Source organism: Pseudocalidococcus azoricus BACA0444 (genome assembly GCF_031729055.1).
Lineage (GTDB): Bacteria > Cyanobacteriota > Cyanobacteriia > Thermosynechococcales > Thermosynechococcaceae > Pseudocalidococcus > Pseudocalidococcus azoricus.
Genome location: NZ_JAVMIP010000003.1, coordinates 15,277 through 29,361 on the forward strand (window position 1 = coordinate 15,277; position 14,085 = coordinate 29,361).

15 protein-coding genes are annotated in these 14,085 nt (G+C 50.7%); 9 read left to right on the top strand and 6 right to left on the bottom strand.

Going from position 1 to position 14,085, the window contains the following annotated elements; genetic code table 11:
- Positions 1 to 50 precede the first annotated feature (50 nt).
- Both RIF25_RS17485 and RIF25_RS04720 read left to right on the top strand, forming a co-directional pair.
- Positions 51 to 386 (top strand): DUF7718 family protein, encoded by a 336-nt coding sequence (locus tag RIF25_RS17485; protein ID WP_456154078.1) that lies wholly within the window; start codon positions 51 to 53, stop codon positions 384 to 386.
- Positions 361 to 615 carry a hypothetical protein gene (locus RIF25_RS04720; RefSeq protein WP_322877396.1) on the top strand — a complete coding sequence of 85 codons (255 nt, stop codon included), beginning with the start codon at positions 361 to 363 and terminating at the stop codon, positions 613 to 615. Before RIF25_RS17485 ends, RIF25_RS04720 begins: the two co-directional genes overlap by 26 nt.
- A gap of 68 nt (positions 616 to 683) precedes the next feature.
- On the opposite strand, the gene RIF25_RS04725 is transcribed toward RIF25_RS04720, so the two are convergent.
- Positions 684 to 1,061, bottom strand: coding sequence for a hypothetical protein (locus RIF25_RS04725; protein ID WP_322877397.1), 378 nt, complete (start codon positions 1,059 to 1,061; stop codon positions 684 to 686).
- A gap of 147 nt (positions 1,062 to 1,208) precedes the next feature.
- Here RIF25_RS04725 and fbp point away from each other — a divergent pair, with 147 nt between their 5' ends.
- From fbp to RIF25_RS04750, 5 genes are all read left to right on the top strand, one after another.
- Entirely contained in the window at positions 1,209 to 2,276 is a 1,068-nt protein-coding gene (gene fbp, locus RIF25_RS04730) for a class 1 fructose-bisphosphatase (RefSeq protein WP_322877398.1), read from the top strand.
- A 21-nt stretch (positions 2,277 to 2,297) separates the two neighbouring features.
- The gene (gene zwf, locus RIF25_RS04735) at positions 2,298 to 3,827 is read left to right on the top strand and encodes a glucose-6-phosphate dehydrogenase (RefSeq protein WP_322877399.1); all 1,530 of its coding nucleotides are present in this window, start codon (positions 2,298 to 2,300) and stop codon (positions 3,825 to 3,827) included.
- Positions 3,828 to 3,874: 47 nt separating this feature from the next.
- Positions 3,875 to 5,236 carry a glucose-6-phosphate dehydrogenase assembly protein OpcA gene (opcA, locus tag RIF25_RS04740; protein WP_322877400.1) on the top strand — a complete coding sequence of 454 codons (1,362 nt, stop codon included), beginning with the start codon at positions 3,875 to 3,877 and terminating at the stop codon, positions 5,234 to 5,236.
- A gap of 226 nt (positions 5,237 to 5,462) precedes the next feature.
- Positions 5,463 to 6,308 (top strand): GNAT family N-acetyltransferase, encoded by an 846-nt coding sequence (locus tag RIF25_RS04745; RefSeq protein ID WP_322877401.1) that lies wholly within the window; start codon positions 5,463 to 5,465, stop codon positions 6,306 to 6,308.
- Positions 6,309 to 6,370: 62 nt separating this feature from the next.
- The gene (locus RIF25_RS04750) at positions 6,371 to 7,684 is read left to right on the top strand and encodes an ABC transporter substrate-binding protein (protein ID WP_322877402.1); all 1,314 of its coding nucleotides are present in this window, start codon (positions 6,371 to 6,373) and stop codon (positions 7,682 to 7,684) included.
- A 24-nt stretch (positions 7,685 to 7,708) separates the two neighbouring features.
- On the opposite strand, the gene RIF25_RS04755 is transcribed toward RIF25_RS04750, so the two are convergent.
- The 3 genes from RIF25_RS04755 to RIF25_RS04765 are packed head-to-tail and all read right to left on the bottom strand — an operon-like array spanning position 7,709 to position 10,057.
- Positions 7,709 to 8,788 (bottom strand): DUF3086 domain-containing protein, encoded by a 1,080-nt coding sequence (locus tag RIF25_RS04755; protein WP_322877403.1) that lies wholly within the window; start codon positions 8,786 to 8,788, stop codon positions 7,709 to 7,711.
- Positions 8,778 to 9,194 carry a DUF3119 family protein gene (locus RIF25_RS04760; protein ID WP_322877404.1) on the bottom strand — a complete coding sequence of 139 codons (417 nt, stop codon included), beginning with the start codon at positions 9,192 to 9,194 and terminating at the stop codon, positions 8,778 to 8,780. Before RIF25_RS04760 ends, RIF25_RS04755 begins: the two co-directional genes overlap by 11 nt.
- 44 nt (positions 9,195 to 9,238) lie before the next feature.
- Complete coding sequence (locus RIF25_RS04765; RefSeq protein WP_322877405.1) at positions 9,239 to 10,057, bottom strand: MlaE family lipid ABC transporter permease subunit; 819 nt, start codon at positions 10,055 to 10,057, stop codon at positions 9,239 to 9,241.
- Positions 10,058 to 10,240: 183 nt separating this feature from the next.
- On the opposite strand from RIF25_RS04765, the gene RIF25_RS04770 reads away from it, so the two are divergent.
- Positions 10,241 to 10,963: a class I SAM-dependent methyltransferase gene (locus RIF25_RS04770; protein WP_322877406.1), complete on the top strand. Its 723-nt coding sequence runs from the start codon at positions 10,241 to 10,243 to the stop codon at positions 10,961 to 10,963.
- Between the two features lie 30 nt (positions 10,964 to 10,993).
- A complete protein-coding gene (locus RIF25_RS04775; RefSeq protein WP_322877407.1) occupies positions 10,994 to 12,148 on the top strand; it encodes a cysteine desulfurase family protein in 1,155 nt (384 codons plus the stop codon).
- A 24-nt stretch (positions 12,149 to 12,172) separates the two neighbouring features.
- On the opposite strand, the gene RIF25_RS04780 is transcribed toward RIF25_RS04775, so the two are convergent.
- Complete coding sequence (locus RIF25_RS04780; protein WP_322877408.1) at positions 12,173 to 12,637, bottom strand: hypothetical protein; 465 nt, start codon at positions 12,635 to 12,637, stop codon at positions 12,173 to 12,175.
- Positions 12,638 to 12,784: 147 nt separating this feature from the next.
- Positions 12,785 to 14,008 carry a 4-hydroxy-3-methylbut-2-enyl diphosphate reductase gene (locus RIF25_RS04785; protein WP_322877409.1) on the bottom strand — a complete coding sequence of 408 codons (1,224 nt, stop codon included), beginning with the start codon at positions 14,006 to 14,008 and terminating at the stop codon, positions 12,785 to 12,787.
- Positions 14,009 to 14,085 lie beyond the last annotated feature (77 nt).

Sequence of the window (14,085 nt, forward strand, 5' to 3'; positions counted from 1 at the left end):
AAGAATACCAAGACCTTATCATCATAAATTTACAGATATAGTAAAAGCTGATGGACGGATTGGATAAGGATTACATTGATGAAACCCTATCCCATCAAGACCGCTTAAGAGTTAGGCTTAGAACCCATCCTTCAGATCGTCCCAGTTATGCAATTATGTTGGAGTGCCAATTCGGTGACGATAGTAGGTGGGTGCAAGTAATTCGGGCTGATGACTGGGATGACGGCCCCCATCTTGATATTTGCTCTCCCGATGGCTCAATTCAAAAGCAATGGTTGGTGGATACAGGCAATAATGCGCAAAACTGTCTTAATTCTCTAAGATGGATGAAAGAGAACTGGGAGGCTCAAAGATTGCGTTATGAAGTTGAACTTAACACCAGATGAGTACCGAGAACTGGTTAACACTAATTTTGACGCAGCCATTTCTCATATTGAATTGCTCATGAACAATCCCCAGGAACTCGAAAAAATTCCTCAAGGGGCGGCTATTATTCACGAAACATCTAATGACTGGGTGAATCAGCAAAACCAAAAAATTGCAGAGTTACTCCAGGCCACGGGGACTCACATTCACACTGCCATTGAACAAACCCAACCCAACGCAACACTGTAAAAGGCAGGGGAGATTATCACCTCAGCAACTCAAACTCACATCAGCACCAAATAAACTTTAGGTAGGTTTTAAGTAAATTTTGCCCGAATTTGCTGAAGGGCCTGGTGTAATCCTTCTGCGTGAATCCAGCCAACAAAACCACCAAAAACCATTTCCCCCTTTTTATTAGCGATGAATACATGATTCACTCCCACCGGATTTTTCCAGGTCTTAAGCACTGAGCCATCTCGCAACGTAAAAATAGGTGTCGCTCTTTTGAAATCTCGGCTATGAGCTTGAGTCATGCCTGGGACACGGTTTAAGAACTCTACAACTTGCTCTGAGACTTTAGAGATGTCATTTGATACAGACGCAGGATTATTCCAATCCTCCACAGAATCATGAATTTTGGGGTAAATATTCGAAGCCATTCCGGCAAGTTTGGAGACTGCATCAAACGGATCCATCGCTACAACCTCGTAGATTTTTTTTCAAATATACCCAACATCAACCCAGGCCTGGCTTCCAAAATCTTTAGTTGTTGTAAAGACTGAGAAACTCCTGAAAAATAATATCTAGGATGGTGGTGAACCCCCAACTTTTGGGATGGCATCATGTCCAGTGAAAACCTCACGACCCAGGCCCCGCTCGATACTGACCCCACGTTAGACCGGGATTGCACCACTCTTTCCCGCCATGTGCTCCAACAGCTTAAAAGCTACGATGCTGCCGCCCAAGACCTGAGCGCGATCATGAATCGGATTGCCTTGGCCGGAAAATTGATTGCGCGGCAGTTAAGTCGGGCCGGGTTAATGGCCAACGTTCTCGGATTTACAGGCGAAACAAATGTCCAGGGTGAAGATGTCAAAAAAATGGATGTCTTTGCCAACGAGGTGTTTATTGCGGTTTTCAAGCAAAGTGGCCTGGTCTGTCGGCTCGCTTCCGAGGAAATGGAAAAGCCCTACTACATTCCTGAGAACTGCCCGATTGGTCGCTATACCCTGCTCTATGACCCGATTGATGGCTCCTCCAATGTGGATATAAACCTGAGTGTGGGGTCAATTTTTTCGATTCGGCAGCAGGAAGGGGATGATCTCGATGGTGAAGCCAAAGATTTACTCCAGGCCGGGCGGAAGCAAGTGGCAGCCGGATACATTCTCTACGGGCCCAGTACGATGCTGGTTTATTCCATTGGGCAGGGGGTGCATGTGTTTACCCTGGATCCGAGCTTAGGGGAATTTATTCTTTCGACTGAGAACCTCCAAATTCCTACCCACGGCCCCGTATATAGTGTCAATGAAGGCAACTTCTGGGAATGGGACGAACCGTTTCGCGAATTTACCCGCTATGTCCATCGCCATCCTGGCTATACAGCCCGGTACAGTGGCGCGCTTGTGGGGGATATGCACCGAATTTTGATGCAGGGCGGTGTGTTTCTCTATCCGGGAACCGTGAACAAACCGGAAGGCAAGCTGAGAGTTTTATACGAATCGGCCCCCCTAGCATTTTTAGTCGAACAGGCCGGGGGAAAAGCCAGTACCGGCAAGGAACCACTTTTAGATGTAACTCCGACTAAACTCCATGCCCGCAGCCCCCTGGTAATTGGCAGTCCGGAAGATGTCGCCCTCGTTGAATCCTTTGTTAACCGCCCTCAGCCCACGCCCCCCCTCGCCCAAGTTTGAAATCAAGAAGGAACGCAAACCATGGTCGCCGTAATGGAAAACCCGCTGCGAGTTGGTCTCCGGCAAGAACGTACCCCTGAACCTTTAATTCTGGTTATTTTTGGGGCTTCGGGAGACTTAACCCAACGCAAATTAATCCCCTCCATTTATCAACTCAAACTCGAGCGGCGATTGCCCCCCGAAATTACGGTGGTTGGAGTGGCCCGGCGGGATTGGAGTCATGAGTTTTTCCGGGAGCACCTCAAGCAAGGCGTGGAAGAATTTGGCGGCGGTATCCAGGCCGAGCCGGTGTGGAATGAATTTGCCCAGGGTTTATATTACTGCTCCGGCAATATGGACGATCCCGCTGCTTACTTAAAGCTGAAAAATTTACTGGATGAATTGGATCAAACTCGGCGAACCAGGGGCAATCGGGTTTTTTATTTGGCCGTCTCACCCAACTTTTTTGTCGAAGCGATTGAACAACTGGGGGGCGCGGGCCTGTTAGCGGATCCCCATAAATCTCGCCTGGTGATTGAAAAACCCTTTGGCCGGGATCTCACCTCAGCCCAATCCCTCAACCAAGTCGTCCAAAAAGTTTGCAAAGAAGAACAGGTCTATCGGATTGATCACTATTTAGGCAAAGAAACTGTTCAGAACTTGATGGTGTTTCGCTTTGCCAATGCCATTTTTGAACCCCTCTGGAACCGGCAATTTGTTGACCACATTCAAATCACCGTGGCGGAAACCGTCGGCGTGGAGGATCGGGCCGGCTATTACGAAAGCTCCGGGGCCTTGCGGGATATGGTCCAAAACCACATTCTCCAACTCCTGGCCCTCACGGCAATGGAACCGCCCAACTCCCTTGATGCCGATAGTTTACGGAATGAAAAAGTCAAAGTCCTCCAGGCCTGTCGCTTGGCCGATCTGAATAATCTGGACAACTGTGCAATTCGGGGCCAATATGCGACTGGGTGGATGAAAGGGCAACAAGTCCCTGGCTATCGGGATGAACCGGGGGTCAGTCCAACAACCTTAACACCCACGTTTGTCGGGATGAAGCTATTGATTGATAACTGGCGCTGGCAAGGGGTTCCTTTCTATTTACGGACAGGCAAGCGACTCCCGAAAAAAGTCACCGAAATCTCGATCCAGTTTCGGGATGTCCCCCTGCTCATTTTCCAATCCGCCGCCCAACAGGCCAACGCTAATGTCTTAACGATGCGGATTCAGCCCAACGAGGGAATTTCGCTCCGGTTTGAAGCCAAAATGCCAGGGCCCGATTTGCGTTCCCGTTCCGTGGATATGGACTTTAGCTATGGGTCGTCCTTTGGAATGGCCACCGCTGATGCCTACACCCGCTTGTTGCTCGATTGTATGTTGGGGGATCAAACCCTATTCACACGGGCCGATGAAGTCGAAGCGGCCTGGCGGGTGGTGATGCCGGCCCTCGCGGCCTGGGAGTCCCCCAGTGACCCAAGTAAAATTCCCACCTATGAAGCCGGCACCTGGCAACCGGAAGCAGCGGAACTGATGCTTAACAACGATGGCCGACGCTGGCGACGACTTTAAGGGCTGTCATATTTTCGTCTTGATGATGCAATTTGGTATTTAGACCTATGGCGACTCAATCTACTTCCCTCGTGTCCCTCCAAGACCCGATTGATGTTTCCCTCAGCGATATTGAATCGGAATTACAAAAAATTTGGCTGGCCCAAAGCCCCAATGGCGATAGTCAGGCCGTGCCTGTAGCCACTCGGGCCGCAACCTTTTCTCTCGTTGTGTATGACTCCGATGACACGCAACAACTCCTGTCTCGGCTGGGATTTTACAGTGGCCCGATTGATGGCATTGCTGGCCCCCGGATGACGGCTGCCTTGAAAGCGGCCCAGGCCCACTATGGCTTACCAGTGACGGGAGAACGGGATGCCGCCACCTTAGACCATCTGCGTCAAGAATATGCCCGCAAACAGGCCGGGGATTTTGAAGGCATTGGGGAACGCTATGCGGCCGATATTCGGAGTGGGGGCGTGGCGGATGTCATTGCTAGCCAAAACCCCTGTCGCGTCATTGCCCTTTGTCCCACCCTTGGCCCCGATACGGGAGTTACGGCCCAAGTGGCTGCCTATTGCCCCATCAAAAAACAAAGCCGGAGTTCACTCATCTGCTGTGAGTACATCACTCTCCAGGGAACCACCGAAGCCTTAGGCCGTGTGACCGAGTTAATCCCCTCCTTAGCCATTGGCGATTTACCGAAGTTTTTGTGGTGGAAGGGAGGACTGGACAGTAACCCGGAGCTTTTAACTACGATTGCACCCCTGTTTGACAGCATTATTGTTGACTCCAGTGAATTTACTCAACCCATTACGGATTTACGGCAAGTCGCAGAGTTAATGGCTAAGGGCCTACCGATTGCAGATTTGAACTGGCGACGACTCGGGGCCTGGCAAGAACTCAGTGCTGAGGCCTTTGATCCCCCAGAACGGCGGGCAGCAATTCATGAAATTGATCGGGTAACAGTGGATTACGAAAAAGGAAATCCGACCCAGGCCCTGCTGTTTTTAGGCTGGTTAGCGAGTCGGCTAAAGTGGCAGCCCACTGAATTTAAGGTGGAGTCAGGAGATTATGAGATTTACCAGATTCAACTCCTTGGAGCAGATCAACGGGTGATTGAAGCGGAATTGGCGGGCATTCCGACTGGAGATCGGGGTGAGATCCTTGGGGATTTAATTGATCTGAAGCTCGCTTCCACCAATTTGAAGGCTGACTGCTCCACAATTATTTGTTCTGAAACCCGCGGCTGTATGCGGATGGAGTCGGGCGGTGGGGCGCAAGTGGCCAAAACCTATCAGGTCAATCCCTTGAGTGAACAAACGGCGGAACTGCTGCTGAGTCAACAACTGCAACGCTGGGGACAAGATCTGCTCTATGAAGAGAGTTTTTTGATTGTCCAGCAAATCCTTGATCTAATTGAAAGTTAATCAAGATGAGTGATGACCTGATCGGTGAGTCATTCCAGAATGCCTAAAATCTCGCTGCTTGAGCCTAGTGATGGTTTCCTGATACCAAAGCACTAAATCCTGATCATACAGATCATCAGTAAGGTCAGTCGGAGAAAGAGTTATAGGGCCAGGCCTGGCTTCAGCGTAAAATCAACCTAGTGGCGATTGAAAATAATATCGCCAGCATTAGTGAGGTATGGATTTTATGGGATTTGTGGTTCGGCAAATGCAGCCAGAAGAAATTCAGCTTGCGGTGCGTTGGGCGGCGGTGGAAGGTTGGAACCCCGGCCAGTTTGATGCCACCACGTTTTACAATACCGACCCCACTGGCTTTTTTATAGGCGAGTTAGACGGTGAACCGATTGCCTGTATTTCCGGGGTTGCCTATGGCGATCACTATGGCTTTGTTGGGTTCTATATCGTCAAACCGGAATTTCGCGGACAGGGCTATGGCCTGCAAACCTGGAATGGAGCGATTACCTACTTAAGGTCACAATCGGGGCGGATCCTTGGCCTGGATGGGGTGGTCGAGCAGCAACATAACTATGAACGTTCCGGGTTTCGGCTGGCCCATCGCAATAGTCGATTTCAGGGGCAGTTTTTCGAGAATTTTGCGATTGATCCACATTTAGTACCGATTCAAGAGGTGGCCTGGGCGGAGTTATTAGGGTTTGACCGGCAATTTTTTCCAGGAGCGCGCGAGAAGTTTCTCCAGGCCTGGTTCCAGCAACCCCACACCCTCAGTTATGCCTATGTTGATTCTGTACTCAAAGGCTATGGCGCAATTCGACCGGCTGAGACGGGTTGGCGGATTGGGCCGTTGTTTGCCGTGAATTATTCAGTCGCAGAAACAATTTTTCGGGGCCTGGTTGCCCACGCGCAAGGGGCAGCTTGTTTTCTCGATATCCCCCTGGTTAATCCTGATGCCGTGAAATTAGTCGAGGCTTACCAAATGACCCCAATGTTTGAAACTGGGCGGATGTACCTGCCCCAGGCCCCCGAAATCAATCTCAATGGTCTTTACGGGATTACCAGCCTAGAGTTGGGTTAGGTTCACCATTTTCATCAAAAATAGAGGTCAGCTAAGAATTTTGCAATCCCCAAGGGCTAAGTTTGTTCACACTTAAACATCGGATCACTCAAGCTGGGCGTTGGTTGCGCTGGCTTGGCCTGGGGCTGTTGTGCCTGATGCTCTGGGGCTGTGGGGCTGCACCAAAGTCGGATGTGATTCAGCTCACATTTTGGCAAGGCGTTAATCCTCCCCCCAACCGAGAAGTCCTCCAAAAGCTGGTGGATCGATTTAACCAGGCCCACCCTCATATCCAGGTTGAGAGCATTTATGTCGGTCAACCCGATCAACAATTGCCAAAAATCCTGGCGGCGGTCGTGGGTAATGCCCCTCCAGATCTGCTTTGGTACAATCCAACCATTACCGGGCAACTGGTGGAGCTAGGGGCAATTCGGAATTTGGATGATTGGTGGCAAACCTCTCCCCTGCGCCCAGAACTCGAACCTGCCCTCCAGGCCACAATGACCTTTGAAAACCAGATTTGGTCAGTCCCCTTTGCCACCAATAATTTGGCTGTCTTTTACCGTCCGAGCTTATTCAAGGCCGCCGGGATCACAACCCTCCCCCAAACTTGGTCAGAATTTCGCCAAGTCGCCCGCCAACTGACCCAAGACACCAATGGAGATGGGCGAGTGGATCAACATGGGATCATGCTGGCCTTAGGACAGGGGGATTTTGCCGTTTTTACTTGGCTACCTTTTTTATGGAGTGCAGGCGGGGGCCTGGGGACAGCCGTTAATAATGCCACATTGAATAGCCCTGGAGCGGCGGTTGCTTTGCAATTTTGGGCCGATTTAATCCAAGATGGTTCAGCAATTTTGTCCCTCCCCGAGCGGGGTTATGAGCTAGATAACTTTTTAACGGCAAAAGTGGCGATGCAAATTACTGGCCCCTGGACGCTTGGCCAACTCCAACAGGCCAAAACTGACTTTGCCGTGATGCCCATCCCCAGAGATGTCCAGGCCGCCACTGCCTTGGGGGGAGAAAACCTCTTTATCTTCAAAACCACACCAGCCCGAGAAAAAGCCGCCTGGGTCTTTGCGGAATATGTCATGAGTCAGGATTTTCAAACCGAGTTTGCTTTGGGAACGGGGTATTTACCTGTGAATCGCTTTGTCCAAAATCGCCCCCAATATCAGTCCTTCCTGGCCGAGCAACCCGCGTTGAACGTCTTTCTTGAGCAGATGCCCCAGGCCCAGGCCCGCCCCTTATTTCCTGGTTATGCCCGCTTTTCCGAAAGTTTAGGCCGGGCCTTGGAATCGGTCTTACTCGGCCAAGAGAGTCCCACTGTGGCCCTCAACCAAGCCCAAGCCCGCTGGCAACTCCTGCAACCCCGTGCCCCAACAAACGCTCCCTAGGCCGGGGCAATATCGGTTCAAGGTTTACTCAAAAAAATCCAGGCCCCCAGATTTGGGTTGGCGCAGTTGCGGTTCCGGGGCAAAACCCAATAGGAGCGGAAACTGTAACATGGATAAATTCACCGATTCCTGGGAATCATCAATCAAAATTAGGGGTAAATAGTCATCCTGTTCCAAGCGATCGGCGCGAAAGGCCAGGGCATCGGCGGACTCAAATAAGGCCACCCCCCGATCTGGGCCAAAGTCAGTCCGAGTAATGCCCAAGCAATCCTGTAAACCGCGCCGCCAGTCCCCCAGTCGTTCCGGTGAATCGGCCAAAATCAGCACCCGCAGCGTATCGTCATAAAAGTCTCGCAGGATCGAAATAATTGCCGCGGCCACCAAAATGTTTTGCAGGCGACTATTCATGGAACGCAACGCCCCCCGCCCCCCGAGATCAAAAAACCAGGTCTCTACTCGCTCGGCATGGATGGGTTCAAAGGTGCGGCGCAGTTGCCAGGCCGGGCCATAGTAATTGGGGTTTTGGCGATATTGCTCAATTAACTTCTGGATCCGCTTGGCTTCTTCTTGAAAACTTTCCTCCGCCAAATGGAGTTTAGCCGTCCCCTTGGTTTCCGGAGCCGCAGTTGGGGTGGCCGGCGTTGGCGGAATCGTAGGGATCAATTCTAATTGCTCAGCGGTGGTGGCCAAATCCTGCAAACTATTGACCAAATAATCCTTAAACCCCTGAATCCGGATCGCCAGGTCTTGGGAGGCCCCGACAAAGTTTTGCTTCAATTCTTTTTGAATCCGTTCGCGGCGGCGTTCGAGTTTTTCAATTTCTCTGATCAGACCGGCCCGTTGAGCTTCTAAATCTGCCAGAGATGTGGCCACGAGTTGCTGAAGCTGGGTCTGGGTGGCAGTTATATCTGGGGAGGAGAGGAGGGGAGGGGAATTTTCACCTTTGATCAGGAATTCCGTTGGCTCATCTAAGGAAGGCAGCTCTGGCATTTCTTGATATTCCGGCCGCAGATCCAGGGGTTCCGGTAAGGCAATCTCCTCTGAGGCCTGGGAATTATTTTCCGATGCTGGTTGGGCATCATCTGGCCAGTTTTCATTCATCATGACCACTCACCGCCGTTGCAGAGGTTATCCGAGGGCAGCGCGCTTCTAGGCAGGCCTGGAGTTGTTTGGGATCAAAAAGGATGGGTAGGAAATGGATACTATTGACTTCTCGAAAATAGAACAAAATTTGTAAGTCAGACCAGTAAATTTCCCAATGTAACCAGTCTTGATAGGGGAAGGGTCGAATTTGTTTTTCACCGCGATACACATCCAGGCCCTGATCCGTAAACTGAAGCCTTAAGGTGGCCGCTTGAATTGCCAAAAATAGGGCAAAGGCTTCAAAAGGCAACGGCAGCCAGGGATTGACTGTAAACAGAGGCAATGCCAACGTGGCTAAACCAAAGGGGAGGCGGTAACTTGGTCGGAGGGTAATTGTTCCTAGGGAAGGAGGTGCTTGAGAAGTCATGTAGCCCAAAATTAACCAGCAAAGGTTCACTTGCCCATTGTAGGCTATAGCTGATTGACGCTGATCGTCCCTGTCCCTCCAAACAAGACCCAAGAGAGGAAGAAATTAATAATAAAGATCGCTAAAAGGGAGATCACCACTGCGGCCGTTGTGGATTGTCCAACTCCCTTGGCCCCACCCGTGGTCGTTAAACCCCAATGGCAGCCAATAATTGAAACTAACCCGCCAAAAATAACCGCCTTAATCATCGCCGCCCAAATATCCCAGGTACCGAGGAAGTTACGAATAGAATCCAAGTAGATAGGTCGGGGAATATCATATAAATTCGCGGCGATCATCATTCCCCCAATTAACCCTGTCACCAGGCCCAGCACCGTTAATATCGGCATCATCACACAACAGGCCAAGACCCGTGGAATGACCAAATAGTTAATCGGATTCGCCCCCAACATCTGCAAGGCATCAATTTGTTCCGTGACCCGCATCGTGCCAATTTCCGCCGCAAAGGCCGAACCCACCCGCCCCGCTAAAACCACCGCCGTTAAGACTGGCCCCAATTCCCGAGTTAAGGCAATGGCCAAGACCCCCCCCACCGCCGAAGCTGCCCCAAAATTGATAAATTCCCGCGCCACCTGAATCGTGAACACCATGCCGACAAACATGGAAGTAATCAGGGCTACCCCCAAGGACTCAGGCCCGACGGCTGCTAGTTGCTCTAGGGTATTGCGGCGATGAATTTTACCTTGCAAGATGTGGTAGGCAACTCGCCCAGCTAATAAAAAGGCAGAACAATAGCGCAGAAATTTTGGCGATGACCAGTCAAAGCCCCAAAACCGCCTTAACTTGAAGTTGCCTTGTGCCATTTCTGCCCAACCGAAATAGGTTTTCAGGTTTTTTGGAGTTAATCTTTAGAGAGTATAGCGTTACAGAGCCAAACCCACCCATTAAACATCAGTCCAGAGTTAGCTTTTTCTGATATCAGCTGGCCCTGCCCAAATCACAAGCTAAAGTAGGGGGGTGATGGGTAGAGTTTGGCGCACGGAAGAATGATGAAAGTAACGGGCCTGGGCAAAACACCTGTGGAAGTGGGGGCGTTCTTCAGCGATACTTGGCGCACCTATCAAAAAATTCTCCAGCATAACCACATGCACCACCGGGAACTATACCACCTGGTTCACCAAGAACTCCTGAATGCCCCCCCAGGCCTGGAGATTCTCGACTTAGGGTGTGGCGATGCCTCCTATACAGCCCAGGCCTTGGCAGGGATTTCCTTTAGTCACTATATCGGGGTGGATCTCTCAACGGTGGCCCTCGGGATTGCCGCGGAGAATTTTGCCCAGTTGCCGGGTCGGGCTGAATTTATTACGGCTAATTTTGTGGACTATGTGCAGGCCTGCTCCCATCAATTTGACTTAATTTTGATGTCTTTTTCCCTGCATCACCTCACCTATGGAGACAAGGATCAGTTTCTGGGGCAGTTAAGGCGTGTCTTGCGGCCTGGGGGCATCTTTTTGATGATTGATGTCTTGCGGGAGGAAGGGGAAAGTTTAGCTGACTATTACCAGCGATACATCGGCCAGGCCCACCGCAATCAATGGAAACTCAATCCTGAAGAATTTGTCGCCATGTCAGAGCATATTACCACCAGTGATTTACCGGATTCCGCCGCCGCGATCATTGGCTTAGGTCAGTCCCACGGCTTCAAGGAGATTAATTGCTTATTTCTCCATCCCGACACCACCATTGGCTTAATCAAGTTCCAAGGGTAAGTGCCGCAAAATCTCACACCGGCCCCAGCTATGCCAGTCACCAAACCGATTTATTTAGATCACCAGGCCACAACCCCTTTAGACCCCGACGTTTTGACGGCCATGTGGCCCTACTTTATCGAAAAGGCCGGAAATCCCTCCAGTCAAGGACACCTTTATGGTTGGGAAGCCGCCGCCGCGGTTAAAAAAGCTCGGGAAACTATCGCCAGCGCCATCAATGCCTCACCCGAGTCCATTATTTTTACCAGTGGGGCCACGGAAGCCAATAACTTAGTCATCAAGGGGATTGCCGAAGCCTACTTTGCCAAGGGCCGCCATCTTGTCACCGTCCAAACCGAACACGCGGCGGTTTTAGCTCCTTGTCGCTATTTAGAGCAGCATGGGTTTGAGATCACCTATTTACCCGTCCAGGCCGATGGCTTAGTGGATCTTGATCAACTTACCCCGGCCTTGCGGGAGGATACGATTCTCGTCTCGGTGATGGCGGCCAATAATGAAATCGGTGTACTTCAGCCCATCGAAAAAATTAGTGCGCTCTGTCAGTCACGGGGGATTCTTTGCCATACGGATGCCGCCCAGGCCTTAGGGAAAATTCCCCTCGATGTCCAGGCCTTGGGGGTGGATTTTATGTCTTTAACGGCGCACAAACTCTATGGACCAAAGGGCATTGGTGGACTCTATCGCAAACCCCAAACCCCACCCCTAAAGCTCATTCCCCAACTCCACGGCGGCGGCCAAGAACAAAATTTACGCTCTGGAACCTTGCCTACACCCCAAATTGTCGGATTTGCCCAGGCCGTGACCTTAGCCCATCAATCCCTAGACACTGAATCTGTTCGATTAGCCGGATTGCGGGAAAAACTCTGGCAAGGCCTGGAAAAAATGGGTGATGTCATTCGCAATGGCCATCGGACTGAGACCTTACCCGGATGCTTAAATGTCAGTTTTTGGGGCCTGGATGGTGCCCAATTACAAACCGCGATTCAAGGGAAAATAGCCCTCTCCTCTGGGTCTGCCTGTAGTTCCGCTAAACCTGAGCCTTCCCATGTCCTAGTGGCCTTGGGCCGGACTTTAGCTGAATGTCGGGCGACTCTCCGCTTTGGCCTGGGGCGATCCACAACCGAAGCAGAGATTGAACAAACCCTAGAGATTCTGATCAAGGCCATTCAAAGGATCAGAGGGTAATTATCCCCCACATCACAAGCCAAGTCAGTTAGGAAATAGGGACAAGGTGATCTCTGGAATTCTCGGCTCAGAACTGGGAGGATGGGAGGGATAGGGCGTTAAAGCACTGAACTTAATCTTGTATCCTGGCAATTCAGGGACAGCTTGGGGTTCGTTATTTAGGGTCAGCGTTATGGGAGTCAGTGGCTGGGTTGGGTTTTGGAGGGCCAGATTGATCACCGCTTGCCCGGCCCAAACACATTGCGCCCCCCTAGGACAGCGACTATCCTGAACCACAGCCACAAAGGTGATTCCTAATTGCCCAGAGTTCAGGCTAATGGTTTCCCCTTGTTTGATCCGCAACGGCTGGCCAAATTCTCCGGTTGCCAGGCCACGGGTTTTCGCCAACAACTGAGTCATAATTCCTAAACCATTGACGGGATTTAAGTTTAACCCCAGGCCCACCCCAAACAACAGGACAGCAAATAGCGGCTTCAGTCCAAAACCCATGATTGTTAAATAACTCGCAAACAGCAATAACCTCAGATTTTTTTCTCAGGTTGGGTTTAGGGTAGCACTGGGCGGGTCAGACCGTTGGTTAACTTTGATACGGGGATCAGGCTTTGTTGATCAGTTTGGGGTTGATCTGGCCTGGATTTAAGACGGGATCGATAGGGCTACTGGAGACTGGGCCTTTAAGGCAAAAATCCGCTCCAAAACATCCGCCACGACTTTATCGGGAGTTGAAGCCCCAGAAGTAATCCCAATTGTCAGGGGGCCTGGGGGCAGCCAGTTTTCGGTCACTTCCAAATCCTGTTTCAGGGGCTTATGTTCAACCCGATTCCCCGGCCCGATCCGTTCAGCCGCATCAATGTGATAAGAGGGAATATTCCATTCCACGGCAATTTCTTGGAGGTGGGTTGTATTAGAGGAGTTATAGCCACCAATGACCACAATCAAATCTAAAGGCTCCTCCACCAGCTTGAACATCGCGTCTTGGCGTTCTTGGGTGGCATCACAGATGGTATTGAAACTGAGGAAATGATGATTGATTTGGTCAGGGCCATATTTGCGGATCAGGGTATGTTCAAACAATTTACCCATTTGCTCCGTTTCCCCTTTCAGCATCGTGGTTTGATTGGCAATCCCCAACCGGACTAAATCCCGATCTGGGTCAAATCCGAGCGAATAAGCATTCTGGAATTTCTCTAAAAATTCAACTCGGTCGCCGCCATTGAGGATGTAATCACAGACATATTCCGCCTCAGCCATGTTCAACAAAATCAGATAAGTCCCGGCAAAGGAACTAGTAGCAATGGTTTCCTCGTGATTGTACTTGCCATGAATGATGGAGGTGTAGCTGCCTTTTTTATGTTTTTCGACACTGTTCCAGACTTTCGATACCCAAGGGCAAGTCGTATCAACAATCGTGCAGCCCCGTTCATTCAAGAGTTGCATTTCTTGGACACTGGCCCCAAAGGCGGGCAAAATCACCACATCCCCAGGCCCGACCTCGGAAAAATCTTTCCCTTCGGGGACAACGGGGATAAATTCGACCGCCATATCTCGCAAGCGTTGATTCACCGAGGGGTTATGGATAATCTCATTGGTAATCCAAATGCGCTGAGTGGGAAAATGCTGACGAGTTTCATAGGCTAAGGCCACAGCCCGCTCCACGCCCCAACAAAAGCCAAAGGCCTCCGCTAACCGAATTGTCACCTCCCCCTCTTGCCAGACATAGCCATTATTGCGAATGTTTTGAATCAGGCTGCTTTGATATTCTCCCTGGAGACGCTCGTTAACATCGGCTTCATGGCCAAATCCTTTGCGGTGGTATTGAGTAGATTGATGCAGTGAACGCTTAAAGGCTTTGGTATCCATAATTGACCTAGAGCAAAGTCTATAACTGAGGTGAGATGTAGGCTTGGGGTTTTGGCCGAATTGTCTGAAGCAGTTGA